General features: G+C 43.5%; 29 protein-coding genes. 24 read left to right on the plus strand and 5 right to left on the minus strand.

Annotated features, from left to right (window positions below; all coding sequences use genetic code 11):
• Window positions 1–29 precede the first annotated feature (29 nt).
• Window positions 30–392 carry a YugN family protein gene (locus tag LWH95_RS04095; protein ID WP_133487556.1) on the minus strand — a complete coding sequence of 121 codons (363 nt, stop codon included), beginning with the start codon at window positions 390–392 and terminating at the stop codon, window positions 30–32.
• Window positions 393–531: 139 nt separating this feature from the next.
• On the opposite strand from LWH95_RS04095, the gene LWH95_RS04100 reads away from it, so the two are divergent.
• The 8 genes from LWH95_RS04100 to coaD all read left to right on the plus strand — a co-directional run bounded on the left by LWH95_RS04100 (window position 532) and on the right by coaD (window position 5,239).
• On the plus strand, window positions 532–978 hold the full coding sequence (locus LWH95_RS04100; protein WP_133487555.1) for a CBS domain-containing protein: 447 nt from the start codon (window positions 532–534) through the stop codon (window positions 976–978).
• Window positions 979–1,062: 84 nt separating this feature from the next.
• Window positions 1,063–2,103, plus strand: coding sequence for a CAP domain-containing protein (locus LWH95_RS04105; RefSeq protein WP_232919025.1), 1,041 nt, complete (start codon window positions 1,063–1,065; stop codon window positions 2,101–2,103).
• Between the two features lie 232 nt (window positions 2,104–2,335).
• A complete protein-coding gene (locus LWH95_RS04110; protein WP_232919026.1) occupies window positions 2,336–2,734 on the plus strand; it encodes a YlbD family protein in 399 nt (132 codons plus the stop codon).
• Window positions 2,735–2,749: 15 nt separating this feature from the next.
• Window positions 2,750–2,989 (plus strand): YlbE-like family protein, encoded by a 240-nt coding sequence (locus LWH95_RS04115; RefSeq protein WP_003238732.1) that lies wholly within the window; start codon window positions 2,750–2,752, stop codon window positions 2,987–2,989.
• Between the two features lie 104 nt (window positions 2,990–3,093).
• Window positions 3,094–3,543, plus strand: coding sequence for a regulatory iron-sulfur-containing complex subunit RicF (gene ricF / locus LWH95_RS04120; protein ID WP_003221370.1), 450 nt, complete (start codon window positions 3,094–3,096; stop codon window positions 3,541–3,543).
• Between the two features lie 54 nt (window positions 3,544–3,597).
• Complete coding sequence (locus tag LWH95_RS04125) at window positions 3,598–3,870, plus strand: YlbG family protein (protein ID WP_009967171.1); 273 nt, start codon at window positions 3,598–3,600, stop codon at window positions 3,868–3,870.
• Between the two features lie 324 nt (window positions 3,871–4,194).
• Complete coding sequence (gene rsmD, locus LWH95_RS04130) at window positions 4,195–4,749, plus strand: 16S rRNA (guanine(966)-N(2))-methyltransferase RsmD (RefSeq protein WP_019258325.1); 555 nt, start codon at window positions 4,195–4,197, stop codon at window positions 4,747–4,749.
• A 4-nt stretch (window positions 4,750–4,753) separates the two neighbouring features.
• Complete coding sequence (gene coaD / locus LWH95_RS04135; RefSeq protein WP_003238727.1) at window positions 4,754–5,239, plus strand: pantetheine-phosphate adenylyltransferase; 486 nt, start codon at window positions 4,754–4,756, stop codon at window positions 5,237–5,239.
• 10 nt (window positions 5,240–5,249) lie between these two features.
• On the opposite strand, the gene spoVV is transcribed toward coaD, so the two are convergent.
• Window positions 5,250–6,476 (minus strand): dipicolinic acid transporter SpoVV, encoded by a 1,227-nt coding sequence (gene spoVV, locus LWH95_RS04140; RefSeq protein ID WP_148981705.1) that lies wholly within the window; start codon window positions 6,474–6,476, stop codon window positions 5,250–5,252.
• A 180-nt stretch (window positions 6,477–6,656) separates the two neighbouring features.
• Between spoVV and LWH95_RS04145 the strand changes: the two genes are divergently transcribed.
• Both LWH95_RS04145 and ddcP read left to right on the plus strand, forming a co-directional pair.
• Complete coding sequence (locus tag LWH95_RS04145; RefSeq protein WP_003238724.1) at window positions 6,657–7,439, plus strand: patatin family protein; 783 nt, start codon at window positions 6,657–6,659, stop codon at window positions 7,437–7,439.
• Window position 7,440: 1 nt separating this feature from the next.
• Entirely contained in the window at window positions 7,441–8,466 is a 1,026-nt protein-coding gene (gene ddcP, locus LWH95_RS04150) for a protease DdcP (RefSeq protein WP_003238722.1), read from the plus strand.
• A 16-nt stretch (window positions 8,467–8,482) separates the two neighbouring features.
• On the opposite strand, the gene LWH95_RS04155 is transcribed toward ddcP, so the two are convergent.
• Together LWH95_RS04155 and LWH95_RS04160 are read right to left on the minus strand one after the other, a co-directional pair.
• The gene (locus tag LWH95_RS04155) at window positions 8,483–9,730 is read right to left on the minus strand and encodes a nucleotidyltransferase (protein WP_232919027.1); all 1,248 of its coding nucleotides are present in this window, start codon (window positions 9,728–9,730) and stop codon (window positions 8,483–8,485) included.
• Window positions 9,727–9,912 (minus strand): hypothetical protein, encoded by a 186-nt coding sequence (locus tag LWH95_RS04160; protein WP_133487541.1) that lies wholly within the window; start codon window positions 9,910–9,912, stop codon window positions 9,727–9,729. Before LWH95_RS04160 ends, LWH95_RS04155 begins: the two co-directional genes overlap by 4 nt.
• A gap of 27 nt (window positions 9,913–9,939) precedes the next feature.
• Between LWH95_RS04160 and LWH95_RS04165 the strand changes: the two genes are divergently transcribed.
• From LWH95_RS04165 to gerR, 3 genes are all read left to right on the plus strand, one after another.
• Window positions 9,940–10,458: a YceD family protein gene (locus LWH95_RS04165; protein WP_003221388.1), complete on the plus strand. Its 519-nt coding sequence runs from the start codon at window positions 9,940–9,942 to the stop codon at window positions 10,456–10,458.
• Between the two features lie 21 nt (window positions 10,459–10,479).
• Window positions 10,480–10,659, plus strand: a complete 180-nt coding sequence (rpmF, locus tag LWH95_RS04170; protein WP_003154457.1) for a 50S ribosomal protein L32 — start codon at window positions 10,480–10,482, stop codon at window positions 10,657–10,659.
• A gap of 146 nt (window positions 10,660–10,805) precedes the next feature.
• Window positions 10,806–11,387 (plus strand): sporulation specific transcriptional regulator GerR, encoded by a 582-nt coding sequence (gene gerR, locus LWH95_RS04175; protein WP_003238716.1) that lies wholly within the window; start codon window positions 10,806–10,808, stop codon window positions 11,385–11,387.
• Between the two features lie 55 nt (window positions 11,388–11,442).
• Here the strand turns inward: gerR and LWH95_RS04180 are convergent, their stop codons facing one another.
• Window positions 11,443–11,925, minus strand: coding sequence for an N-acetyltransferase (locus LWH95_RS04180; protein ID WP_003238714.1), 483 nt, complete (start codon window positions 11,923–11,925; stop codon window positions 11,443–11,445).
• A 159-nt stretch (window positions 11,926–12,084) separates the two neighbouring features.
• Here LWH95_RS04180 and LWH95_RS04185 point away from each other — a divergent pair, with 159 nt between their 5' ends.
• The 11 genes from LWH95_RS04185 (at window position 12,085) to spoVE (ending at window position 26,108) form a co-directional block, all read left to right on the plus strand.
• The gene (locus LWH95_RS04185; protein WP_232919028.1) at window positions 12,085–12,981 is read left to right on the plus strand and encodes a 2-dehydropantoate 2-reductase; all 897 of its coding nucleotides are present in this window, start codon (window positions 12,085–12,087) and stop codon (window positions 12,979–12,981) included.
• Window positions 12,982–13,051: 70 nt separating this feature from the next.
• Window positions 13,052–14,671: a bacillithiol biosynthesis cysteine-adding enzyme BshC gene (bshC, locus tag LWH95_RS04190; protein ID WP_232919029.1), complete on the plus strand. Its 1,620-nt coding sequence runs from the start codon at window positions 13,052–13,054 to the stop codon at window positions 14,669–14,671.
• A 125-nt stretch (window positions 14,672–14,796) separates the two neighbouring features.
• Entirely contained in the window at window positions 14,797–15,228 is a 432-nt protein-coding gene (gene mraZ, locus LWH95_RS04195) for a division/cell wall cluster transcriptional repressor MraZ (RefSeq protein ID WP_003221402.1), read from the plus strand.
• Window positions 15,229–15,297: 69 nt separating this feature from the next.
• Window positions 15,298–16,233 (plus strand): 16S rRNA (cytosine(1402)-N(4))-methyltransferase RsmH, encoded by a 936-nt coding sequence (rsmH, locus tag LWH95_RS04200; protein ID WP_232919030.1) that lies wholly within the window; start codon window positions 15,298–15,300, stop codon window positions 16,231–16,233.
• Between the two features lie 39 nt (window positions 16,234–16,272).
• The gene (gene ftsL, locus LWH95_RS04205) at window positions 16,273–16,626 is read left to right on the plus strand and encodes a cell division protein FtsL (protein WP_003238704.1); all 354 of its coding nucleotides are present in this window, start codon (window positions 16,273–16,275) and stop codon (window positions 16,624–16,626) included.
• A 5-nt stretch (window positions 16,627–16,631) separates the two neighbouring features.
• Complete coding sequence (gene pbpB / locus LWH95_RS04210; protein ID WP_442860837.1) at window positions 16,632–18,773, plus strand: penicillin-binding protein 2B; 2,142 nt, start codon at window positions 16,632–16,634, stop codon at window positions 18,771–18,773.
• 132 nt (window positions 18,774–18,905) lie between these two features.
• Window positions 18,906–20,846, plus strand: coding sequence for a stage V sporulation protein D (locus tag LWH95_RS04215; protein WP_060398576.1), 1,941 nt, complete (start codon window positions 18,906–18,908; stop codon window positions 20,844–20,846).
• Between the two features lie 175 nt (window positions 20,847–21,021).
• Entirely contained in the window at window positions 21,022–22,506 is a 1,485-nt protein-coding gene (locus tag LWH95_RS04220) for a UDP-N-acetylmuramoyl-L-alanyl-D-glutamate--2,6-diaminopimelate ligase (protein WP_100274745.1), read from the plus strand.
• Window positions 22,507–22,616: 110 nt separating this feature from the next.
• Window positions 22,617–23,591 carry a phospho-N-acetylmuramoyl-pentapeptide-transferase gene (gene mraY, locus LWH95_RS04225; protein ID WP_003238695.1) on the plus strand — a complete coding sequence of 325 codons (975 nt, stop codon included), beginning with the start codon at window positions 22,617–22,619 and terminating at the stop codon, window positions 23,589–23,591.
• Window positions 23,592–24,947 carry a UDP-N-acetylmuramoyl-L-alanine--D-glutamate ligase gene (murD, locus tag LWH95_RS04230; protein ID WP_232919032.1) on the plus strand — a complete coding sequence of 452 codons (1,356 nt, stop codon included), beginning with the start codon at window positions 23,592–23,594 and terminating at the stop codon, window positions 24,945–24,947.
• 60 nt (window positions 24,948–25,007) lie between these two features.
• Window positions 25,008–26,108: a stage V sporulation protein E gene (gene spoVE, locus LWH95_RS04235; RefSeq protein WP_019258336.1), complete on the plus strand. Its 1,101-nt coding sequence runs from the start codon at window positions 25,008–25,010 to the stop codon at window positions 26,106–26,108.
• Window positions 26,109–26,118: the final 10 nt, after the last annotated feature.

A 26,118-nucleotide genomic window follows, 5' to 3' on the forward strand; every position in this document is an offset into this window, starting at 1 on the left:
GGTACAGCAAAACATGCTGTACCTTTTCATTACATTTGAACTGTTTTTAACAAGTCGGAGATGTCCTGAATCAGTGCCTTGCTTTTTGTCACAACCTGTACGGGAAACTCTTCCGTTTCTCCATATTCTACTCCATGCGGGTAGTAATGCTTGCCTAAGAGAGGGGACATTAATTGAATCACGGCGCGGCCGCTTCCAACATCGCCCTCTGCCGCAATGCCTTGTATCCGCAGATAAAACGTACCCTCAATCGTCGAAAACTTCTTGTCATAGGTGACTCTTTCGTAATCCCATTGACCCGCTCTGACGAGGCCTTTGCTTTCCATCAAGTCGTCCAGCCAGCTTAGCTCAGCCCTTACCCCTTCAAGTCCGCTTTCAGTAAACTTCAACACTGACCCCTCCTTATAAAAATTACCTTTCCTGACAATCATAGTATGAAAGCGTTAAACTTTCAATGAATCTTCTTCTTTTGAAAGTATGCAAAAATTAAATTTTGACGACAATAGCACTAGACTAAAGGAGGTTATACGGATGACAAAAATAAAAGATCTGATGACAGCCGACTTGCAATATTGCACGGTATTAGATAATGTATATGAAGCTGCGGTAAAGATGAAAGACGCGAATGTAGGTGCGATTCCGATAGTTGATGAGGATGGAGAAACACTGGTAGGCATCGTAACCGACCGTGATCTCGTGTTAAGAGGAATCGCCATAAAAAAACCAAACTCGCAAAAAATCACTGACGCGATGACCGCAAAACCTGTCAGTGTGGAGGAAGATGCTTCAGTCGATGAGGTTCTTCATTTGATGGCATCCCATCAGCTCAGAAGGATACCTGTTACAAAAAACAAAAAGCTGACTGGAATTGTCACGCTTGGTGATCTTTCTTTATCTGAACAAACTAATGAACGTGCCGGCAGTGCCTTATCGGATATTTCCGAGGGTGATAATAGAGAAGAAGGCTTTTTTCATTAACACATAAATCTTTGACATGTTAAATAGGCTGTATTGTAATGAGATGTAAGGCAAGACATTGTGATTCGCCACGGGGGTGATAGATTGAAAAATATATTGAGAGCACTGGTTATCCTCTTGATTATCTGCGGAACTTATGTTCTGTTTATTCAATATGGATCTGTTCCTGAAAAAAAATCAAATGACAGCGAGCCTCAAGTGTCTAATGAGGAAGCGCAAAGCGGCAAACGAATACATATGCCGACTTCAGGGTTATTGTCCTTTATGGGCAAGTCCGCCGATGATGTAACGAAAAAACTGGGGGAACCTGAACGCATTGACCCTTCAGCTTATGATTATGATTGGTGGGTATACAATCAAGGAAAAGACCAATATATCCAAATCGGGGTATTAAACAATAAAGTGGTCACATTATTTGCGGCTGGGAATGATATTAACGCAAAGCCTTTCAAAATTGGTGAATCGACCGGAGACGTATTCAAGACGACCCAAGTGGCACCATTTGTGAATGTAGAGTATAAAGGAAATTCCTATCGATTTGAGTTTTCTGAGGAGGATATCAATACAAGACCGACTGTAAAAGTAGGAAAGATGTATGTCCAGCTGTATATGGACAAATTTGAGGGGAAGCTATCCAGCATCAGGGCATTTGATGCGCAAACCTTTGTTAAGCAAAGACCTTATGAGGTTGTGTACCGTGGTGAATTGATTGAACCGAAAGCTGTTTCAGATGATAAGTGGAAAAAGATCCAAACGACGAGCGAAAAGCAAATACTTGATTTGACGAATGTCATACGCGTCAAACATGGGCTTGCGAAGCTTGAGTGGGATCAGCCGACGGCGGAAGTGGCTTTTGGACATAGCGAGGATATGAAGGACAATAACTATTTCTCCCATGTCTCTAAAAAATACGGCTCGCTGAAAGACCGCTTAGAAGAAGGGGATGTTGACTTTCAGCAAGCGGGAGAAAATATCGCATACAATTATGTAGACGGTCCGGCCGCTGTAGAAGGCTGGCTGAATAGTGAAGGCCATCGAAAGGCGCTTCTGAATTCAGATTATACGCATCTTGGTGTCGGAGTAGACCGAAAATATTACACTCAAAATTTTATTAAACGATGGTAATGAAAAGCCGCGGACAAATGGTTCCGCGGCTTTTCCTATTCCACAAAAGCTGATGGCTCGAGTGCAAGTGCTGATGGTAACAGAGGAGACAGATTCCCATTCCTTCTAAAACTACGGCTTTTTTGTGTATGGAGGCAAGGTTAAAAATTCATTCCTGAAAATATAGGCGAACACAATGCCTCACAAAACGATACATTGTAGTAGGTATCGATTTTCGGAGGGGGTGAGGATTGTGGCGAATCAACATGGCAATCATTCAATCAATGACTTTAAACAATTCGTCAAAAAGCATCCCAAGCTGATAAAAGAAGTGCATAAAGAACAAAGAAGCTGGCAGGACGTATATGAAAATTGGGTTCTCTTTGGGGAGAGCGACCCGATTTGGGATCCATATCGGGAACCGGGAGAAGCTTCGGAAGATGTGCCTGAAACACCGCAAAAAAATGATTTTGTCTCTAAGATGGTGACAGCGGTGAAAAAGATGGATGTCAATCAAATGAACGAACAAATCAATAAAATGAGCCAGTCGATCTCATCGTTGCAAAGTCTTCTTCATACATTTTCCGGAAACGGCCAGAAGCAATCTCAGCCAGGCTCTGGACAGCATCCTTTTTCTTTTCGAAAGGATTAAAAAAGGGGAGCTCATATGCGCAAAGAGGTTCAGGAATTTATTTTAGCAAACGAAGAACGGAAACGATTCATCAGAGAACAGCCGATATGGTACCGCAGGCTTTCGAGAAAACCGGATGATCTGTCCTCCTTTCAGCTTGAGATGATGAACTTTTATGAAAAAACCATACCGCACCGGGTGAACCAATTTTCGAACGGGGTTCAAATGGCGCAAATGATGATGCAAATGTTTCAAGCGATGCGGACAAAAGATTAAAAGGCCCGAAAGAGGGTCTTTTTCGTGAGATTGTTTTTGGGCTGCGGTTAAGCATTTTCCAATTGGCTGGTTTCATGGTAAACTAACAACTGGAGGTGCATGTTATGTATGCGACGATGGAATCCGTGCGGCTTCAAAGTGAAGCTCAGCAGCTTGCCGAGATGATTCTGCAGTCGGAGACGGCTGAGAACTACCGCAATTGTTACAAGCGTCTCCAGGAAGATGAAGAGGCAGGGCGGATTATTCGTTCTTTTATCAAAATAAAAGAGCAGTATGAGGATGTACAGCGTTTTGGCAAATATCATCCTGACTATAGAGAAATATCCCGGAAAATGAGGGAGATCAAGCGGGAGCTGGACCTGAACGATAAGGTGGCTGACTTCAAGAGAGCTGAAAATGAGCTCCAGTCTATTCTTGACGAGGTTAGCGTCGAGATTGGGACTGCTGTTTCAGAGCATGTTAAAGTTCCGACTGGGAACCCTTATTTTGACGGTTTGTCTTCATGCGGAGGCGGCTGCGGTTCAGGCGGAAGCTGCGGATGCAAAGTATCCTGACGAGACTGGCCGTCTCGTCTTTTACATAAAAGAGAAATCAGGCAGGTGATTGTATTGGAGAATAGGCGCCAGGGCATGGTTGTGTATCTGCATTCCCTTAAGCAAAGCAAAATGCTGAGGAAGTTCGGAAATGTGCACTATGTATCAAAACGCTTAAAATATGTCGTGCTGTATTGCGATATGGACCAAATTGAAAAAACAATGGACAAGATCGCATCGTACTCGTTTGTAAAAAAAGTAGAGCCTTCTTATAAACCGTTTTTAAAATTGGAATTCGAGTCAAAGCTTGATAAAGCAAAAGAATACGATTATAAAATCGGAATATAGCTGTATAAAAAAATCCCCGCAGGCTTCTGCGGGGTCCTTCTATTCCTTAACATGTTAAGGAGAAGGCAAAGGGAGAGGAGAAACCGGAGGAAGAACTTATGGGGAAACGTAAGTCTTCTCCGCGGTTGGCAACAACATCCTCTAGATGCTGTTGCTTATAGTATGGACAAGGATCATTCTGCCTATACACCTGTTTATCAAGATTAGCGTTCATTGTTTGAAAGAATGCTTTATGTTAAGATAGGGATGATTTTTTTCTATGTACATAGCGGCGTCCGGCCGAACAAAGAAACAAAATAGCTTTTAGAAAAAGTGGTGTGGAACATGAGAGTAATTTCTGGATCAAAAAAAGGCCGTTCATTAAAGGCTGTGCCGGGAACATCAACAAGACCGACAACCGATAAAGTGAAGGAATCCATTTTCAATATGATCGGCCCTTATTTTGATGGGGGCAGGGGACTTGACTTATTCGCGGGGAGTGGAGGCCTAGGAATCGAAGCACTTTCACGCGGATTTGAGCATTGTATATTTGTTGACCGTGATTTTAAAGCAATTCAAACGGTAAAATCAAATTTGAAAACGCTGGAGCTTACAAAACATGCACAGGTATACCGCAATGATGCGGAACGGGCTTTGCATGCTGCTGCCAAAAGAGAAACAGGCTTTCGCGGAATTTTTCTTGATCCGCCGTATAAGGAACAAAAGCTGAAAGCACTCTTAACGATGATTGACGAATATCAAATGCTGGAAGAAGACGGCTTTATCGTTGCTGAGCATGACAGAGAGGTCGAGCTTCCCGAAACCGTAGGAGATCTTGTGATGACAAGAAAAGAAACCTATGGGCTTACAGGGGTGGCGATTTATAAAAAGAGGGGGTAGTGATGTGGCGAGTATAGCTGTCTGTCCCGGCAGTTTTGATCCGGTGACCTACGGGCATTTGGACATCATCAGACGCGGGGCGCATATTTTTGAACAAGTGTATGTATGTGTGCTGAATAATTCTTCAAAAAAGCCCTTGTTCAGTGTGGAAGAACGGTGTGAGCTTCTGAGAGAAGTGACAAAAGACATTCCAAACATAACAGTTGAAACGTCGCAAGGGCTGTTAATTGATTATGCAAAAAGAAAAAATGCGAAAGCGATTTTAAGAGGCTTGAGAGCGGTATCTGATTTTGAATATGAGATGCAGGGGACATCTGTAAACCGTGTGCTGGATGAATCCATTGAGACGTTTTTTATGATGACAAACAATCAATATTCGTTTTTAAGTTCAAGCATCGTAAAAGAAGTGGCAAGATACAATGGCTCGGTATCAGAGTTTGTTCCGCCGGAAGTAGAGCTGGCGCTTCAGCAAAAATTCAGACAAGGATGAGGGTTTTGACTCATCCTTTTTTTGTTCCGTTTGTCAGTCTGTAAGAAAAAATGATAATGTACGTAAACAGTGCGCATAATGTGACAGCTGGCCCAATCTGCACAAGCAGATTCCAGCCATTTATAAATGCAGTTGGCATTTCGCCGCTATTAAGAGGTTTGAATACATACTGATACGGATCATGCCATGCTATGTAAAGAGGTTTCCATAAAAGCATGACGAACACGGCGGCATAAACGCCCTGCAGCAAACGTGCGATAAAGAATGGTTTAAATCTGATATCGGTTTCCGATAAAATACCTGCCACCTGAGCTTGAACGGAAAAGCCGCTAAACCCGAGAATAAAGCTGACGATAATGGCTTTTTGCAGAAGAGAAACATCTGTCTCGCTGACAAGCTTGCTTCCTAACGTGATTTCAAACATCCCTGATAAAAGGGGAATGTCCAATTGAGCCGGAAGCTGAAACAAGGTCAGCGCGCCTTTTGTGAAAACAGATAGAATATCAGTCAGCTGAATGACAGACAACAGCCTGTTAAAGACAGAAAATAAAATAATAAAGCCGCCTACCATAAGAAGCGTTTGAACTGAAGACGTCACAGCGTCGCCTAAAATTTTGCCCAGAGGCCGTTTTTCCGCAAGTCTGGCAGTATGAAGAGCGTGTAAAGCATCTTTGATCGAAGGAAAAGGTATCGTTTTCCTCCTTCTGAGATGCTGCTCTTCCTTGCGTCCGTAGGAACGCATCGTTAAACCGACAGCCAGATTCCCCAAATAGTGTGCAGAAGCCAATAAAATGCCCAATGACGCGTTTTGAAAGAAACCGACGGCAACAGCGCCGAAAATAAAGAGCGGGTTTGAAGAATTGGTAAACGACGCAAGCCGTTCTGCTTCTACTCTTGAAATCTGTTTTTCCTGCCGCAGACGGGCAGTGAGTTTTGCTCCCGCTGGGTTTCCTGATGCCATTCCCATAGCAAGTACGAAGCCGCCGACACCCGGCACACGAAAGATCGGCCGCATAAAAGGCTCAAGCAAAACACCGACAAACCGCACAATGCCAAAACCGATTAAGAGTTCAGACAGAATAAAAAATGGCAGCAATGACGGAAACACAACCTCCCACCACATAGAAAGCCCGGTTTTAGAGGCTTCGAATGAAGCCTGCGGATGTGAGATGACAGTCGCTGTTAAAAAAAGAAAAAACGAAGCAATCAAAAGTGTATTAATCTTCGACAAGTTCATTCTTACCTCCCCGATGCTAAAAATGCCCAATGACATGTATATCATGATAAAATAATGTATGACACGAAACGGCCAAGCAGTACCTGTCCTCTTGATTCTTTGTACTAATATACGAGCATAGGGGTTCAGTTTAGACCATAGAATTCGGTATACAGGGAATTCAGGCAGGAGGTTAACGCGTTGGCCAAACCTAAAATCGGGTTAGCGTTAGGATCGGGAGGGGCCAGAGGGCTCGCTCATCTCGGTGTGCTTTCCAGTTTACATAAGCACCAAATTGAAGTGGATATGATTGCGGGGAGCAGCATGGGCGCTTTGGTGGGCAGTTTCTATGCCGCCGGCCATGACGTGGCAACGATGAAAAAAGTCGCCAAAGCCTTTAAACGGCGGTTTTATGCTGATTATACGGTGCCCAGACTCGGTTTTTTAAAAGGTGACCGCGTCAGGCAGCTTGTGCATGCTTATACATTCGGAAAACCGATCGAAGAGCTTCAAATCCCGCTGGGCATTGTTGCATGTGATTTACAGACGGGAGAAAAGATTGTGTTCCGCAAAGGATCAGTGTCAGATGCGGTGCGGGCCAGCATAAGCATACCGGGTATCTTTATTCCGCAGAAGCTGGACGGACGGCTTCTTGTAGATGGCGCGGTCGTAGACCGAATTCCGGTTTCTGTTGTAAAAGACATGGGCGCTGATATCATCATCGCCTCTGATGTCTCCAGGGTTCGAAAAACCGAAACGGCGTCGCATATTTTTGATGTAATTATGCAAAGTATGGATATACTGCAAAATGAATTGGTGCGACATCAAACGATCGCCGCGGATATCATGATTCGCCCTTCTCTTGAAACATACAGCTCCAGCTCGTTTGCCAATATTGAAGCAATGATATCGGCAGGCGAGGAGGCGACAAACCGAATGATCAGCCAGATAAAAAAAGAAATAGAGAATTGGGAGGGCTTATAATTTGCTACGTAAAAAACATTTTAGCTGGATGCTTGTCATCCTCATTTTGATTGCCGTTTTATCATTTATAAAACTTCCATTTTATATTACAAAACCGGGAGAAGCGACAGAGCTTGCTTCACTGATAAAAGTGGAGGGAGGCTACCCGGAAAAAGGGAGTCTGTCCTTAATGACTGTCAAAGTGGGACCGGCTAATCCATTTACATATGTGTGGGCAAAGATGCACCCTTATTATGAGATTGTTCCTGATGAAAGCATCAAGGAAGAAGGCGAATCAGATAAGGAGTATATGAAAAGGCAGATCCAAATGATGGAAAGCTCGCAAGAAAACGCCGTCATAGCTGCCTATCAAAAGGCAGGAAAAAAAGTCAGCTATTCCTTTAACGGCATATACGCAAGCTCAGTTGTAGAAAACATGCCTGCAAAAGGGAAAATAGAAGTCGGTGATAAAATCATCAGCGCAGACGGCAAAAACTATCAGTCTGCTGAAAAGCTGATTGATTATATCAGCAGCAAAAAAGCGGGAGATAAAGTCACGTTAAAAATCGAAAGAGAAGAAAAAGAAAAGAGTGTCACCCTTTCGTTAAAACAATTTCCTGATGAGCCGGAACGGGCAGGAATCGGAGTATCGCTCTATACGGACAGAAACGTGAAAGTGGAACCTGATATTGATTTTGAAATCGAAAATATCGGCGGACCGTCAGCAGGGTTAATGATGTCTCTTGAAATCTATAATCAGCTGACAAAAACAGACGAAACAAAAGGCTATGATATTGCGGGAACCGGTACAATTGATGTTGACGGAAAAGTAGGCCCGATCGGCGGCATTGATCAAAAAGTCGTCGCAGCAGACAAAGCCGGAAAAGACATTTTCTTTGCGCCAAATCAAAACGGTGCCAGCAATTCTGATTATAAAAACGCAGTAAAAACAGCAAAAGATATTGATTCAGACATGAAGATTGTGCCTGTTGATACGATGCAGGATGCGATTGATTATTTGAATAAGCTGAAAGCGAAAAGCACCTGATACACAGGTGCTTTTTCTATCTGTTTAAAAAACGTTGTTCATCCTCGTCATATCGAATCGGCGCATGTCCGTATTCTTGCAGGTCAAACTCAGTTCTCAGCGGCTCTTCTATCGGGAGGCTGTAGATTCTGCTCGCTTTAATGTCCAGATCTAGAGCGGGATGGGAGAAAGAAGACAGTTTGCTGACAAGCGGAACGGACAGCGCTTTTTTCTTTTCCGATAAATAAGCCTGTCCTTTTTTCGTCATGCCGAGAAGCCTGATATAAGGCACTTCTTTGTCGTCAAGCAGCTTGTGTATATCCTGTTTTTTCGTTCTGGTTAAAATGTGCGTGTTCATCCGCTGAAGCCTTGTCCACGTATAACGTTTTGTTTTCAGCAACTCCATTAATTCCTGATAGGAGCTGGCTTTTCTGATCGAACGAAGAATTCTGTGCTCTAAACCTTCCTCCACCTCGTATATTTGCTGTAATTCCTGTACTGTTACAGTTGAAAGGCTGTATTTTAAGTAAGAAAAATAGCTTTCAGGTGTATGCCACAGTCCGAAAGATTTGCGGTAATCTGCCAATTCACATGAAGATGCAGCAGGAAGAAAACGAAGGCAGGTTTCAAGATTCTGTTCAATCATCGCTTTTCTGATGCTTGTGGCGCTTGCGATATGCTGTTCGCCTTCAGGAAGGTCGGCATCATGATAGTCCGAGGAAATTCGAGCTGTGGTATAAGGTTTCATCGGATATCCGCCGGAAAGAATGGAAGTCACATAATGGTATCCCAGAATGTTGTTTGGTTTTGACAAATCAAGTGTATTTTCGGTATGTAAAATGGAGCTGAAGGCGATAGCTGCCGCTGCTGGGTAACTGGCACCCTTTTTAATTTCTTCTTTAATACGCTGATCAAATGTATGTTTATGATCATCAATAAGCTTTGCAGTTTTTAAAAACGGCTCAATATCACCATTTTCGCTCCCGAAAAACAGCGCCTCGCATCCGAGTTTGTTCAGGCTGGATACACTGCCGCGTGCAAAAATCTCCGCTTTTTGCACCGCATACAGATAAGGCAGCTCGATCACAAGATCGACGCCGCTTTGCAGCGCCATTTTTGTTCGTGCCCATTTTGACACAACAGCTGGTTCTCCGCGCTGTAAAAAATGCCCGCTCATTACCGCGACAGCCGCGTCGCATCCGGTTTGCCGCTTTGCTGTTTGGGCATGATAAAGGTGCCCGTTATGAAAGGGATTATATTCAACCACCAATCCGACAGCTTTCATATTTTTTCCGCCTTTCTTGCTATGTTTAAAAACGTATGGTACATTTGCAAATGAAAACTCTTATGTCTTATTTTTGTTTTAAGTGTATGCATAGCACATTCCACTGTCAACGATACTTGAATGGCAGCATTATGCTGTAAAGAAAAAATATTGACAAAAACAATCTTAAAAGCTATAATCATGTTTGTTGCTTTCCTGAGGTGATACAAATGAAATGGACGATTTATCAGCTGCATCAAATGCCAAAACAAAGTTTTGAGTTTGATGAAACAGTTGAGTTAAATGAGCTGACAAAACTGAATTCTGACATTCGCCGCATTTCTCCCGTCCGGGTGAAGGGCAGAGCGGATATCAAATCCAAACAGGTTTCGTTTGATTTTACAATTTCAGGCGAAATGATTTTGCCATGCTCTAGAACACTCGTTGATGTTCCGTATCCATTTGAAATTTCAACAAAAGAACTGTTTATATTTCATCAGACGGATGATATAGAAGATGATGACGTTCACATTGTTGAGGACGATACTATCGACTTAACTCCGATCGTGAAAGAAGAAATTCTTTTAGAAATCCCTATGCAAATCTTTTGTGAATCTGAACAAGAAAAAGGGGCTGCTCCTCAAGAAGGAAAGGACTGGCAAGTCATTTCGGAGGAAGACAAGAAGAATCAAGTTGATCCGAGACTTGCAGCCCTCGAAAAGCTCTTAAAACAAGATGATGAATCTTAACTCTTTAAGGAGGTGGGAATAATGGCTGTACCTTTTAGAAGAACTTCTAAAATGAAGAAAAGATTGCGCCGTACACATTTCAAACTTAATGTACCTGGTATGACAGAATGTCCGTCATGCGGAGAGATGAAATTGTCTCACCGTGTATGCAAAGCATGCGGATCATACAACGGCAAAGACATAAATGTAAAAAGTAACTAAGTAAGAAAAGCGCAGGGTGAAAACCCTGCGCTTTTTCTTTTTCTCTTCCTGTCAGCTTGCGGAAAATTTGTGAGTGCAAATAGTCTATCTAATCTATTACCGGCATATGTATGAGATAAATAAGCTGACATGGAGGGAGATTAAATTTGACCATTACAAGACAAGATGCTTGGACTCAGGATGAGGATTTGCTGCTGGCGGAAGTGGTGCTTCGTCATATTCGAGAGGGAGGAACACAGCTTTCCGCCTTTGAGGAGGTTGGAAGGGCGCTGACCAGAACTGCGGCAGCCTGTGGTTTCAGGTGGAACTCGTATGTGAGAAAACAATACCAGTCAGGCATAGAGCTTGCGAAAAAGCAGAGGAAAGAATTGAGAAAGCAAATCGGCGTTCATTCAGTCAATATGCCGAATTCCGTGAAGCAGACTGCCGCGGCAGCGCCAGAAGGAAAACGAGATTTGTCCATTCAGGATGTGATTCAATTTCTTGAACAATTCAAAGAAACGCCGTCTTCGCAAGAATTTCAGCTTGAAAGGGAAAAATTGAAGGAGCAAATCCAATCGCTGCAAAAAGAGCTTGAGGATTTACGGAGTGAAAATCAAACACTGAGGAACCAGCTAGAGATGACAGAAGAGGATTACAAGGCGCTGATCGATATCATGGATCGGGCCAGAAAAATGGTTGTTTCAAAGGAAGACGGAAGAATGAAAAAAGCAGCTCAAGAAACGTAATGAACGTCTGAAATGAACCGGCCCTATATTTAGAATAGGCCGGTTGTTTTTATTTCTATGCAGACTCTCCCGGTGTCATTTCGTGATCCATGTCAGGATGCCAGATGAGCGGGTTTTCCCCTTTGTCCCGCGCCATATCATACTTAACAGTTTCAAAGTTCATTTTATTCCAAAATTCCGCTGATTTCATTCGTGGATTTGTCCGGATCGGCATTTTGAATGATTTAGCGAATTCAACCAATGCTGTCCCGTAACCCCTGTTCTGGTAGCCCGGAAGAACCTCAAGCTTCCACAGCTCCAAATAATCCTGGCGATTGTCGAAATAAGGATTCGATTTGCCGTTAACTTGATATAGACTCATTCGCGCTACAAGTTTATCCCCAAAATAAATCCCGTAAAAAGGCGAAGTGCTGTCATTTTCAATAATATTATCCTGAAGATCTTCAAGCATTGAAAGCTCCTGGATACCGTATTCTTTGAATTTCTTGAATTCATCAAGCGTTTTATAGTTGATAAGCAGACGTTCTACCTTTACCAAACAAATCTCCCCCTTTGTTGTTTCTACATATATTGTAAACGCTTTATTTAAAAAATCCAAATATTTAAACTTTAATTTTAAGCACACGGGATCTTTGAGAAGTAATTTCTTTGCACTTCTGCTATGATAATACGTAAATGCTAAATTGGGTGTGACATCATGAAAATTGGAATTATCGGCGGAGGTTCCGTCGGCCTTTTATGCGCCTATTATTTGTCACTTCATCACGAGGTGACTGTTGTGACGAGGCGGGAAGAACAGGCTGCGGCCATTCAGTCTGAAGGGATCCGGCTTTATAAAGGCGGAGAAGAATTCAGAGCTGATTGCAGTGCGGACATGAGTATCAATTCGCATTTTGATCTTCTTGTCGTGACAGTGAAGCAGCATCAGCTTCAGTCTGTTTTTCCATCGCTTGAACGGATCGGGAAAACGAATATTTTATTTTTGCAAAACGGTATGGGGCATATCCATGATCTCAAAGACTGGCGCGCTGGCCATTCCATTTATGTTGGAATTGCTGAGCACGGAGCTGTAAGGAAATCAGATACTGCTGTTGAACATACAGGCTTAGGTGCGATAAAATGGAGCGCGTTCGACGGTGCTGAATCAGATCGGCTGAATGTCTTGCTTTCGCATAACCATTCGGATTTTCCGATTCGTTATGAGACGGATTGGTATCGCCTGCTGACGGGTAAGCTGATTGTAAATGCTTGTATCAATCCGTTGACCGCGTTATTGCAGGTGAAGAACGGAGAACTGCTGACAACGCCAGCTTATCTGGCTTTTATGAAGCTGGTTTTTCAGGAGGCGTGCCGTATTTTAAGGCTTGAAAACGAAGAAGAGGCTTGGGAACGGGTTCGGTCCGTTTGCGGGCAAACGAAAGAAAATCGCTCTTCTATGCTGGTTGACGTCATCGAAGGCCGGCAGACAGAAGCTGACGCCATTATCGGATATTTATTGAAGGAAGCAAGCCTTCAGGGCCTTGATGCCGTCCACCTGGAGTTTTTATACGGCAGCATTAAAGCTTTGGAGCGAAATACAAACAAAGTCTTTTGAGCTTTTTCGGTAACATGCTATACTCATTTCGGATAACTAACTATTTATTGGAGAAAGGAAGTTCTAGAAGATGCAGCTAACTGAACTTTCCATCAAAAATCAGAATGTGTTTGTACAGCACTATATAGATGGCAAAGAAGAAATGTCTTCTTTTTTTGATTACAGCATTCATCATAAGGACATGTGGCGCGAAAGACTGAAAGATTTATCCTCCCGGTTTTTCGCAAGAGAGGAATTGGCGGCGTACTTATCCTCTTACCATCATAAATTCGGATCAAGTGCCATGCAGTCTGCCATTGAGAAGCTGAAGGACCCGTCAAGTGCCGCTGTTGTCGGCGGACAGCAGGCCGGACTTTTAACAGGACCGCTTTACACTATACATAAAATCATTTCAATCATTGTGTTAGCAAAGGAACAAGAAAAGCAACTGCAAGTGCCTGTTATACCGATCTTCTGGGTGGCCGGAGAAGACCATGATTTGGATGAGATTAATTTTGTCCATACGTCAGAAGAGAATGGGCCTGTGAAAAAAAAGCTGCCTCAGTCTTACTGGAAGAAGTCTTCGGCAGCAAGCACATCGCTTGATCAGGAAAAATGTGCCGCCTGGATAGATGATGTATTTGCCGCGTTTGAAGAAACAGACCATACGAATGCACTTCTCGACAATGTAAAACGATGTTTAAGGGAATCTGTTACGTTTACTGACTTCTTTGAACTGCTGATTGCGGATCTGTTCCAAGAGGAGGGCTTAGTATTATTAAATTCTGGAGATCCGGGGATTAAAAAGCTGGAAACGGCCATGTTCCAAAAGATTCTTCGGGAAAATGATGAACTCGCCCGCGCTGTTTCAGATCAGCAGGCCTTCATGCGTGAAGCAGGCTACAAACCGATTATCGAGTCCGGAAAAGAGCAGGCGAATCTGTTTTATGAATATGAAGAAGAACGTTTTTTAATTGAAAAAGATAACGGCCGTTTTGTCATCAATGAGCTTGATCTCGGATGGACGATGGATGAGCTTTATACCCATATGGAAGAACATCCTGAGCGCTTCAGCAACAATGTTGTGACGAGACCGTTAATGCAGGAATACCTCATTCCGACTTTAGCATTTATTGCAGGCCCTGGAGAAATCAACTATTGGGGTGAGCTCAAACAGGCCTTTGCGGTGATGGGCTTTAAAATGCCTCCTGTTATGCCGAGGCTGAACATTACAATACTTGAACGGCATATTGAGAAAAAACTGCTTGAACGGAATATCTCGTTACAAGACGCGATTGAACGCGGAACGGAGAATCAAAGAGAGACATACTTTGAGCGCCAGATTCCGGAAGAGTTTACCGCAGTGATGGATCAGGCGAAGAGCCAAATTGAAGCGATTCACAAAACGGTCCGGCAGGAGGCGTTAAAGGTTGATCAAAGCATGGAACCTTTACTCATGAAAAATGCCGCTTTTATCCAGGATCAGCTTCAGTTTTTAGAGCGTACGGTGACGAAACGAATTGAAGAGAAAGAAGGCTACGTTCTGAGGGATTATGAGAGAATCCAAAATAGCATTAAGCCGATGCTTGCGCCGCAAGAACGAATTTGGAATATTATGTATTATTTGAACAGGTACGGTCCAAAATTCTTCACAACATTCAAGAATCTGCCATTTTCTTTTCAAAATCAACATCAAGTTGTCAAACTTTGAAATAAAGTTTTAAAGAACCCTGAATAGTTCAGGGTTTTTTTTTATGGGTAAACAGTGTAAAATGAAGTTGTGGAGAGAAGTGGTGGATAGTGGTGAGTTAAGGAGAGAAAGTGGGGCAAGAGATCATGTTTATGGGTGAATATCAGCATACCATCGATGCGAAGGGCCGCATGATCGTACCCGCTAAATTCAGAGAAGGCCTCGGTGAGCAGTTTGTGCTGACAAGAGGGCTTGACCAATGTCTCTTCGGCTACCCTATGCACGAATGGAAACAAATTGAAGAAAAACTAAAAGCTCTTCCTCTCACTAAGAAAGATGCCCGCGCGTTTACCCGTTTCTTCTTTTCAGGGGCAACCGAATGCGAACTGGACAAGCAAGGCAGGGTAAATATTGCATCATCTCTATTGAATTACGCCAAACTGGAAAAAGAATGTGTTGTTATCGGGGTTTCTAATCGAATTGAATTGTGGAGTAAAGTAATTTGGGAACAATACACAGAAGAGCAAGAAGATTCATTTGCTGAAATTGCTGAAAACATGATTGGGTTTGATATATAATGATTCTTCGTGTATAACACTCTAAAAACAATTTCAATTCATCCTGATAAAAGGTGGGACCAACACAATATGTTTCAACACAAGACAGTACTTCTTCGTGAAACCGTAGACGGGCTCAATATTAAACCGGACGGTACATATGTAGACTGCACACTCGGCGGAGCTGGGCACAGTACATACTTATTGCAGCAGTTATCCGAGAAGGGGCGTTTAATCGCTTTTGACCAAGATGATACGGCATTACAGCATGCGAAAGAAGCGTTGTCCGATTATAAAGGGCAGCTCATTCTGATTAAAAGCAATTTCAGGTATTTAAAAGAATGTTTGAATGAACAAGGCATTACAGAAGTAGACGGTATTTTATTTGATTTAGGGGTGTCCTCCCCGCAGCTGGATACACCGGAACGCGGATTCAGTTACCATCATGACGCTCCGTTGGACATGAGGATGGACCAGTCGGCCACGCTTACGGCGAAAGAAGTCGTAAATGAGTGGCGCTACGAGGATCTCGTACGTATTTTCTTTAAATACGGCGAAGAGAAGTTCAGCAAACAGATCGCCAGAAAAATTGAGGAGGCAAGAATCAAATCTCCTATTCAAACTACGGGCCAACTGGTCGATCTAATAAAAGACGCGATTCCCGCTCCAGCGAGAAGGAGCGGGGGACATCCCGCTAAACGCGTGTTTCAGGCAATCAGAATTGCCGTGAACGATGAACTTAAGGTTTTTGAAGAGGCTTTGGAGCAGGCAATTGAGGTTCTTAAGCCAGGGGGAAGGGTATCAGTCATTACCTTCCACTCGCTTGAAGACAGAATTTGCAAAAGCACTTTTAAAGAAAAGTCGTCGCTTCCGGAGCTTCCACCGGGTCTTCCTGTCATACCGGAAGAGTTTGAACCGGAGCTGAAGCTCATCACACGAAAACCGATTACGGCATCTCATGAAGAGCTTGAAGAAAACAACCGGGCTCGTTCTGCGAAGCTTCGGATTGCCGAAAAAAGAAAATAACGAAACACGAACGCAAAATTAAAAGGAGGTCATCAGCCTATGAGCAATTTAGCTTACCAACCAGAGAAACAGCAGCGGCATGCGATCAGTCCTGAGAAAAAAGTGATTGTCAAGAAAAGGGCTTCCATTACTCTCGGAGAAAAAGTGCTTCTTGTCCTCTTTGCTGCGGTGGTGCTCAGCGTATCGCTTTTGATCGTATCGAAGGCGTATGCAGCATATCAAACCAATATTGAGGTACAAAAGCTTGAGGAGCAAATTTCATCCGAAAATAAGCAAATTGGTGACCTCGAAAAAAGCGTTGCTGATTTAAGCAAACCGCAGCGCATTATGGACATTGCGAAAAAGAACGGCTTGAATTTAAAAGATAAAAAAGTGAAAAACATACAGGAATGATTCAAATGCCAAAAAAGAATAAATTTATGAATAGAGGAGCAGCGATTCTAAGTATTTGTTTCGCTCTCTTTTTCTTTGTCATCCTGGGGAGAATGGCATATATTCAAATAACCGGAAAAGCGAACGGTGAAGTGCTTGCGACAAAAGCGACAGAGCAGCATGAAAAGAAACGGACCATCGAAGCAAGCCGCGGCTCGATATTAGACCGAACCGGAAAAGTGATTGCAGAGGACACAGCGACGTATAAGCTGATCGCCATTCTCGATGAAAAAATGACCACTGATAAAAAGCACCCTCAGCATGTCCAAGACAAAGAAAAAACGGCGGAAGCGCTGTCTAAAGTAATAAACATAGACAAGGCTGATATCCTTGATATCTTAAATAAGGATGCAAAACAAGTAGAGTTCGGCTCAGCGGGCCGGGATATTACGTATTCACAAAAGCAAAAGATCGAAAAGCTGAAACTCCCGGGCATTTCATTTTTACGGGATACAAAACGCTACTATCCAAACGGCGTTTTTGCATCCAATTTAATCGGCTATGCCGAGGTTGATCAAGACACAAATGAAATTTCCGGCGCGATGGGATTAGAAAAAGTGCTGGATAAGTATTTGAAGGAGCGGGACGGATATGTGACTTATGAAAGTGACAAATCCGGCTGGGAGCTCCCGAACAGCAAAAATAAAATTACAGCGCCAAAAAATGGTGACAATGTATATTTAACCATTGACCAAAAAATTCAAACCTTTTTGGAAGACAGCATGACAAAAGTGGCGAAAAAGTATAATCCGAAAAAAATCATGGGCGCAGTCGTCGATCCGAAAACGGGCAAAGTCCTTGCGATGGGACAGCGCCCAAGCTTTGACCCGAACACGCGTGATGTGACAAACTACTATAATGATTTGATTTCATATGCGTATGAACCCGGGTCAACGATGAAGATTTTTACACTTGCTGCTGCCATACAGGAGAATGTGTATAACGGCAATGAAAAGTACAAGTCCGGAACATATAAAGTAGGCGGAGGAATAGTAAAAGACCATAATGACGGAGTAGGCTGGGGGGCAACAACATACCATGACGGTGTAGTAAGGTCTTCTAATGTGGCTTTTGCCAAATTGGCTAATGAAAAGCTGGGCTATACCCGTCTTGATGAATATCTTCATAAATTCAATTTCTATCAAAAAACAGGTATTGACTTGCCGAATGAAGTATCAAGTAAAATGAACTTTAAATATGAATTTGATAAAGCATCGACTGCATATGGTCAAGCTTCTGCTGTTACACCAATTCAACAGCTGCAGGCTGCGACTGCAATAGCAAATGACGGTAAAATGATGCAACCCTACGTCATAGACCATATTGTTGATCCTGATACGAAGAAAACCATTTATCAAAATAAACCTCAGTCAGCCGGTACGCCAATCTCTGCTGACACCGCTAAAGAGGTTCGTAATATTTTAGGTGATGTCGTTACATCTGATATCGGTACTGGACGGCCTTATAAAATTGAAGGTTTTGATGTAGCTGTTAAAACCGGGACAGCACAAATTGCCGGGCAAAACGGTTATTTATCTGGACGCGATAATTACGTATTTTCTGTAATGGGAATGGCGCCTAAAGATGATCCCGAGTTGCTGATCTATGTTGCAGTACAGCAGCCGCAATTAGAGAATGATGAAACGGGTTCAAATCCAGTATCTGAAATCTTCAACCCAACAATGAAAAATAGCCTGCACTACCTAAACATAGAGCCAACTGAAAAGTCTGACTCAGATAAGGAAGACACAAAAGCGCAGACGATGCCTGATTTAACAGATCAAACGGTAACTGCTGCTCAAAAGAAAGCGAAAGAAGAGAATCTCACACCGATTGTCATCGGCAGTGATATCGCTGTAAAAGAACAGTATCCGAAAGCGGATGAGGAAGTTCTGACCAATCAGAAGGTCTTCCTGAAAACGGGCGGCAAAATCAAAATGCCTGATATGACAGGCTGGTCGAGAAGAGAGGTTCTTCAATACGGCGAGCTGGCGGGTATTCATATTGAAGTAAGCGGACAAGGCTATGCTGTCAGCCAAAGCGTCAAGAAGGACAAAGAAATAAAAGACAAAACCGTCATCAAGGTAACGTTTAAAAATCCAGATTAAAAAAAGAAAGCCTGCTGGGGATTTTCCCCATTATGCAGGCTTTCTTTTTTTATACCTTCAGAGGAGCATCGTTCTACCCGTCCAATTTCAGGCATAAAATGAAACAAGCCTAAATAAGGAGTGGACGGTCTCTTGCGCGTCTCGAATGTAACGGTTAGAAAACGTTTATTATTTGTTTTGCTTTTTGGCGTGATCGTGTTTCTGATCATTGATACAAGGCTGGGGTATGTTCAGTTTGTGATGGGCGAGAAACTGACTTCGCTGGCGAAAGATTCCTGGAGCCGGAACTTGCCGTTTGAGCCGGAGAGAGGAGAGATTCTGGATCGGAACGGCGTGAAGCTGGCAACAAACAAAAGTGCGCCGACCGTATTCGTCGTCCCGCGCCAAGTTCATAATCCGATGAAAACGAGCAAGCAGCTTGCGGCGGTTTTAAACATGTCAGAAGAAAAAGTATATAAGCATGTAACAAAAAAAGCGTCAATCGAAAAGATAACTCCTGAAGGGAGAAAGATTTCGAATGAAAAGGCGAAAGAAATCAAAGCGCTTGATTTAAAGGGTGTGTATGTTGCGGAGGACAGTATCCGCCATTACCCTTTCGGCAGCTTTTTATCTCATGTGCTTGGATTTGCCGGCATTGACAACCAAGGGCTCCTTGGACTTGAAGCCTATTACGACGATGATCTGAAAGGGGAAAAGGGCTCTGTTAAGTTTTATACAGATGCAAAAGGGAAGAAAATGCCTGATGAAGCGGACGACTACACACCGCCTAAGGACGGGCTTGATATGAAGCTGACAGTTGATTCGAAGGTTCAGACGATAATGGAGAGGGAGCTTGATAACGCTGAGGCCAAATATCATCCTGACGGTATGATTGCTGTAGCGATGAATCCGAAAAACGGAGAAATATTGGGGATGGCTAGCAGGCCTGACTTTGACCCGGCTGATTATCAATCAGTCGATCCGTCCGTCTACAATCGGAATCTGCCGGTATGGAGCACGTATGAGCCGGGATCCACCTTTAAAATTATTACACTTGCAGCAGCTCTTGAAGAACAAAAAGTAAATTTGAAACGTGATCAATTTTATGATAAAGGGCATGCGGAAGTGGACGGGGCGAGACTGCGGTGCTGGAAAAGAGGCGGACACGGGCTGCAGACGTATCTAGAGGTTGTACAAAACTCCTGCAACCCGGGATTTGTTGAATTAGGCGAGCGCTTAGGGAAGAATAAGCTTTTCAAATATATTAAAGACTTTGGTTTCGGCCAAAAAACGGGAATTGATCTGCAGGGCGAGGGGACAGGGATCTTATTCCCGCTTGATAGAGTAGGTCCGGTCGAGCAAGCGACTACGGCTTTTGGACAGGGGGTATCTGTCACGCCGATTCAGCAGGTTGCAGCCGTATCTGCCGCTGTAAATGGAGGAACGCTCTACACACCTTATATTGCAAAGGAATGGATCGACCCTGTAACGAAAAAAACGGTTAAAAAACAATCACCAATCGCAAAGAAACAAGTCATTTCTGAGGAGACATCCAAACAAATCCGCTATGCTTTAGAAAGCGTCGTCGCAGAAGGCACCGGCCGTAACGCATTTGTTGAAGGATATCGTGTCGGCGGAAAAACGGGAACCGCACAAAAGGTAAAGGATGGAAAATACCTCGAAAACAACCATATTGTATCATTTATCGGTTTCGCGCCGGCTGACGATCCGAGTCTTGTCGTCTATGTCGCGGTGGATAACCCGAAAGGCACGATTCAGTTTGGCGGAACGGTTGCAGCGCCTATTGTCGGGAATATTATGAGAGACAGCCTGCCGGAGATTGGTGTGAAGCCTAGGAAAAATCAAATCGAGAAAAAGTACCAATGGAACGACACAAAAACAATAGAAGTTCCGAATGTTGTAGGGATGTCTGTCTCAGATCTTGAGTCACTTTTGGTGAATCTCAATGTGGATGCTTCCGGGAAAGGAAGCAAAATCGTTAAACAATCGCCAGCTGCCGGAACGAAAGTAAAAGAGGGCTCAAAGATACGCGTTTATTTGACTGAAGAAGATGAAAAAGAGGCAGCCGATTAATTCGGGCTGCCTATTATTTTATTGCAGAAAAAATGCTCATATCTTCAAGATTAGCTGGATGTATCCTTTTATTTACGCTAAAATATGAACTGTATGCTTAAAATCATTATCACATCATTTGACGTGACTTCAAATGATAAAAAGAACGAATTAGAATGTTGAGAGGTTTGATACGATGAAACTTACAAAGCTGCTTACATACTTAACAACCGAACCTTCTGTAAACGACTCACAAGACCCTGAAATAACTTCAATTGAGATGGACTCCAGGGAAGTAAAGAAAGGGAGTCTTTTTGTATGTGTAAAAGGGTATACGGTAGATGGCCATGATTTTGCGCAAAAAGCAGTAGAGAACGGCGCAGCGGCTATTGTGGCTGAAAGAGAGCTCGATGTGGATGTGCCCGTCATTATTGTCCGGCAGTCACTGCGTGCGCTCAGCGTTTTGTCTGATGCGTTTTACGGACAGCCGACAAAGAAGCTTCAGCTGATCGGGATAACAGGCACAAACGGCAAAACATCAACGACCCACATGGTCGATGAGATTCTGAAAAAAGCGGGAAAACGTACAGGCTTGATCGGCACAATGTACATGAAAATCGGCGATGAAACACTTCCCGTTAAAAACACGACTCCGGAAAGTGTCACGCTGCAGAAAACGTTTAAGAAAATGAATGACAAGCAAGTTGACACTGCTATCATGGAGGTTTCTTCTCACGCTTTATCTTTAGGGCGTGTTCATGGCTGTGATTATGATATTGCCGTGTTTACGAATTTAACGCAGGACCATCTGGACTATCATAAAACGATGGATGAGTACAGACAGGCAAAAAGCCTGCTCTTTTCTCAGCTTGGCGGGGCTTTCAACCATGAACATCCAAAGCGTGCCGTACTGAACGCTGATGATGAGGCGAGCGCTTATTTTGAAAAGGTGACCGCAGCGCATATCTCTACATACGGAATTAAAAACAACGCTGATGTGATGGCGAAGAACATCACGATCACTGCACAGGGCACAAGCTTTGATCTTGTGACAAACAAAGGCACTAAACATATCACGATGTCGCTCGTCGGACAATTTAACGTGTATAATGTGCTGGCAGCTGTTGCAACATGTATTGCAGCAGGCATACCGTTTGAAACCATCACTGAAGCTGTTGAAGAATTGCATGGCGTAAGAGGCCGCTTTGAATTGGTCAATCAGCAGCAGGAGTTTCCGGTTATTGTAGATTACGCGCACACACCGGACAGCCTTGAAAATGTGCTGAAGACATGCAGAGACATGACGGTAGGAAAGCTCTTTGTCGTTGTCGGCTGCGGGGGAGACAGAGATAAGACGAAACGCCCAAAAATGGCTAAAATCGCTGTAGAGCTGGCTGATGAGCCGATTTTCACTTCAGATAACCCGCGAAGCGAAGATCCTCGCGCGATTTTAAGAGATATGGAAGCCGGAGTAGAGAACGAATACTACCACAGCATTGCAAACCGCGAGCAGGCAATCTTTTTCGCGATTGCCAATGCCAAAAAAGGAGATGTAGTTCTCATTGCCGGAAAAGGGCATGAAACCTATCAGCAGATCGGAAGCGAAACCTTCGATTTTGACGATGCTGAAGTGGCGGCGAGAGCCATTGTCGAACTCAATAAGAATAAGACGAATTCATAGGAAAGAGATGTTATTGAATATGGAGCTTGAAAAGAATTTTCATATGAGAAAAAATCATGAATATGATAACTACGTATGTCGTTTGAAAGAAACAGGAGGAGAAAAGGACAATGCTTGAGCAAGTCATTCTGTTTACAATTTTAATGGGGTTTTTAATTAGTGTTCTGCTCTCTCCGATTCTTATTCCGTTTTTAAGAAGATTAAAATTCGGCCAGAGTATTAGAGAAGAAGGACCGAAATCACATCAGAAAAAATCAGGGACGCCGACAATGGGCGGGGTCATGATCATACTTTCTATCATTGTGACAACAATTGTTATGACACAGAAATTTTCAGAAATAAGCCCGGAAATGGTGCTGCTTCTGTTTGTTACGCTCGGCTACGGTTTGCTTGGCTTTTTAGATGATTACATCAAGGTCGTCATGAAGCGCAATCTGGGATTGACGTCAAAGCAAAAGCTGATCGGACAAATTATCATTGCGGTTGTATTTTATGCCGTGTACCATTACTACAATTTCGCGACAGATATTCGCGTGCCTGGAACTGACTTATCATTTGATCTTGGCTGGGCTTACTTTATCCTGGTGCTCTTTATGCTTGTCGGCGGTTCAAATGCGGTTAACCTAACTGACGGTCTTGACGGCTTATTATCCGGTACTGCGGCGATTGCTTTTGGTGCTTTTGCCATCCTGGCATGGAATCAGTCTCAATATGACGTAGCGATTTTCTCAGTTGCCGTTGTGGGTGCGGTGCTGGGCTTCCTCGTATTTAATGCTCATCCGGCCAAAGTCTTTATGGGAGATACCGGATCACTTGCATTGGGAGGAGCCATCGTTACCATTGCCATTTTAACGAAATTAGAGATCCTGCTGGTTATCATCGGCGGTGTATTCGTTATCGAGACATTATCCGTTATACTGCAGGTTATCAGCTTTAAAACGACAGGTAAACGTATCTTTAAAATGAGTCCGCTTCATCACCATTATGAGCTTGTCGGCTGGTCTGAATGGAGAGTAGTCGTGACGTTTTGGGCTGCGGGACTTTTGCTTGCCGTTTTAGGAATTTACATCGAGGTGTGGTTATAAGTGGAAAACGATCAATTTTTACAGAATCAGCATTTTTTAATCCTTGGGCTCGCGAAAAGCGGGTATGCGGCGGCATCCATTCTTCATGAAAAAGGCATTTATGTTGCAGTCAACGACCAAAAGCCTTTTGAAGAAAACGAACCAGCGCAAAAGCTTTCTAAAAAAGGACTCGAGGTTGTTTGCGGAGAGCATCCAGTTTCTCTGTTTGATCAGCATCAAATCACGGTCCTGATCAAAAACCCGGGAATTCCATACGAAAATATTATGGTTCAGGAAGCGGAAAAAAGAGGCATCCCGGTTTGGACGGAAATTGAGCTCGCTTATTACCTGACAAACGCCAAGTTTATCGGGATTACCGGATCGAACGGAAAAACGACCACGACAACGCTGATTTATGAAATGCTCAAAGCTGACTCGCAAAAAGCTCTGATTGCCGGAAATATCGGCACAGTCGCAAGTGAAGTTGCCTATCATGCTGATGGGGATGAGTGGATCGTTACTGAATTGTCTTCGTTTCAGCTGATGGGAACACACGCTTTCAGACCGGAAATCAGCTTGGTTTTAAACATATTTGACGCTCATTTGGATTATCACCATACGCGAGAAAACTATGAAAAAGCGAAACAGAAAGTGTATCTTCATCAGACTGCTTCAGATAAAGCCATTGTCAACCAGGATGATGAAACCGTCATGCGTCTGGCTGAAGCCGGTAAAGCCGGTATCGTTCCATTTTCAGTCAGCAAAACGCTTGATCAGGGCGCTTATGTAAAAGACGGTATGATTATGTTCAACGGCGAAGTCATTCTTCCTCTGGAAGAGGTTGTGCTACCCGGCGCTCATAACCTGGAGAACATTTTAGCTGCTATTGCAGTTGTGAAAACGGCAGGAGCGTCCAACGAAGCAGTCAAAAAGGTGCTGACAAGCTTTACTGGCGTGAAGCACCGTCTCCAATATGTCACAACAGTGAAAAACCGCAAATTTTATAATGACAGTAAAGCAACAAACATTTTGGCGACAAGCAAGGCGCTTTCAGCTTTTGACAAACCGGTCATTCTGCTTGCGGGCGGACTGGATCGCGGAAATGGTTTTGACGACTTAAAACCGTATATGAAGCATGTCAAAGCAGTGCTGACATTTGGCCAGACTGCTCCGAAACTCGAGAAGCTCGGTAATGAGATGGGAATACAACATGTCAAACGTGTCGATAATGTTGAACAAGCAGTATCTGCGGCGTTTGCGCTCTCAAATGAAGGAGATGTCATCTTGCTGTCACCTGCGTGTGCGAGCTGGGATCAATTCAAAACATTTGAAGAACGCGGTGACATGTTTATAGATGCCGTGCATATGCTTAAGTAAGGGCTTGTCTTGAAGTAAATCGGCAGCCCTAATGACTTTAAGCTTGGGGTGTCGATTGCTTTGACTACTAAAAAAACATCGCCTGATTTGTTATTGGTCATCATTACGTTATTATTATTAACAATCGGATTAATTATGGTGTACAGTGCGAGTGCGGTATGGGCGGATTATAAATTTGATGACTCATTCTTTTTCGCGAAACGGCAGCTGCTGTTTGCGGGAATAGGCGTCATAGCCATGTTTTTTATCATGAATGTTGATTATTGGACATGGCGGACATGGTCCAAATTGCTGATGGTTATCTGTTTTTTTCTTTTGATTCTTGTTTTGATACCGGGCGTCGGCATGGTGCGGAACGGCTCAAGAAGCTGGATCGGAGTCGGGGCATTCAGCATACAGCCTTCAGAGTTTATGAAGCTTGCGATGATTGCATTCCTTGCTAAATTTCTCTCTGAAAAACAAAAAAACATAACATCGTTCAGACGGGGATTCATCCCGGCACTTGGCATTGTATTTTCAGCATTTTTGATTATTATGTGCCAGCCTGACCTCGGAACGGGGACAGTAATGGTCGGAACTTGTATTGTCATGATTTTTGTAGCTGGCGCGCGAATCGCCCATTTCGTCTTTCTCGGACTGATCGGCCTCAGCGGATTTGTTGGGCTCGTACTATCGGCTCCATATCGGATTAAGCGGATTACTTCATATTTAAATCCGTGGGAAGATCCGCTCGGCAGCGGTTTTCAAATCATTCAATCGCTTTATGCAGTGGGGCCCGGCGGATTGTTCGGAATGGGACTTGGACAAAGCAGACAGAAGTTCTTTTATCTGCCTGAGCCGCAAACAGACTTTATTTTTGCCATCTTGTCAGAGGAACTTGGGTTTATCGGGGGAACACTTATTTTGCTCCTCTTCAGCGTCCTGCTGTGGAGAGGAATCAGAATTGCACTCGGTGCACCTGATCTGTACGGAAGCTTTGTCGCAGTCGGCATTATTTCAATGATTGCCATTCAAGTCATGATTAATATCGGCGTAGTAACGGGCCTTATTCCGGTAACAGGGATCACGCTCCCGTTTCTGAGCTACGGAGGTTCTTCATTGACCCTGATGCTGATGGCCGTCGGTGTGCTGCTGAACGTGAGCCGATACTCGAGGTATTAATGAATGTTTG

Origin of the sequence: Bacillus sp. G16, assembly GCF_021282335.1 — a bacterium.
Classification (GTDB): Bacteria; Bacillota; Bacilli; order Bacillales; family Bacillaceae; genus Bacillus; species Bacillus inaquosorum.

What these genes read in the sequence shown, in the direction of transcription:
- LWH95_RS04100 (WP_133487555.1), top strand. Translation starts at nt 532, where the DNA reads ATGACAAAAATAAAAGATCTGATGACAGCCGACTTGCAATATTGCACG.
- LWH95_RS04115 (WP_003238732.1), top strand. Translation starts at nt 2,750, where the DNA reads ATGCGCAAAGAGGTTCAGGAATTTATTTTAGCAAACGAAGAACGGAAA.
- ricF (WP_003221370.1), top strand. Translation starts at nt 3,094, where the DNA reads ATGTATGCGACGATGGAATCCGTGCGGCTTCAAAGTGAAGCTCAGCAG.
- rsmD (WP_019258325.1), top strand. Translation starts at nt 4,195, where the DNA reads ATGAGAGTAATTTCTGGATCAAAAAAAGGCCGTTCATTAAAGGCTGTG.
- spoVV (WP_148981705.1), bottom strand. Translation starts at nt 6,476, where the DNA reads ATGAACTTGTCGAAGATTAATACACTTTTGATTGCTTCGTTTTTTCTT.
- LWH95_RS04155 (WP_232919027.1), bottom strand. Translation starts at nt 9,730, where the DNA reads ATGAAAGCTGTCGGATTGGTGGTTGAATATAATCCCTTTCATAACGGG.
- LWH95_RS04160 (WP_133487541.1), bottom strand. Translation starts at nt 9,912, where the DNA reads ATGATTATAGCTTTTAAGATTGTTTTTGTCAATATTTTTTCTTTACAG.
- LWH95_RS04165 (WP_003221388.1), top strand. Translation starts at nt 9,940, where the DNA reads ATGAAATGGACGATTTATCAGCTGCATCAAATGCCAAAACAAAGTTTT.
- rpmF (WP_003154457.1), top strand. Translation starts at nt 10,480, where the DNA reads ATGGCTGTACCTTTTAGAAGAACTTCTAAAATGAAGAAAAGATTGCGC.
- LWH95_RS04185 (WP_232919028.1), top strand. Translation starts at nt 12,085, where the DNA reads ATGAAAATTGGAATTATCGGCGGAGGTTCCGTCGGCCTTTTATGCGCC.
- bshC (WP_232919029.1), top strand. Translation starts at nt 13,052, where the DNA reads ATGCAGCTAACTGAACTTTCCATCAAAAATCAGAATGTGTTTGTACAG.
- mraZ (WP_003221402.1), top strand. Translation starts at nt 14,797, where the DNA reads ATGTTTATGGGTGAATATCAGCATACCATCGATGCGAAGGGCCGCATG.
- rsmH (WP_232919030.1), top strand. Translation starts at nt 15,298, where the DNA reads ATGTTTCAACACAAGACAGTACTTCTTCGTGAAACCGTAGACGGGCTC.
- ftsL (WP_003238704.1), top strand. Translation starts at nt 16,273, where the DNA reads ATGAGCAATTTAGCTTACCAACCAGAGAAACAGCAGCGGCATGCGATC.
- pbpB (WP_442860837.1), top strand. Translation starts at nt 16,632, where the DNA reads ATGCCAAAAAAGAATAAATTTATGAATAGAGGAGCAGCGATTCTAAGT.
- LWH95_RS04220 (WP_100274745.1), top strand. Translation starts at nt 21,022, where the DNA reads ATGAAACTTACAAAGCTGCTTACATACTTAACAACCGAACCTTCTGTA.
- mraY (WP_003238695.1), top strand. Translation starts at nt 22,617, where the DNA reads ATGCTTGAGCAAGTCATTCTGTTTACAATTTTAATGGGGTTTTTAATT.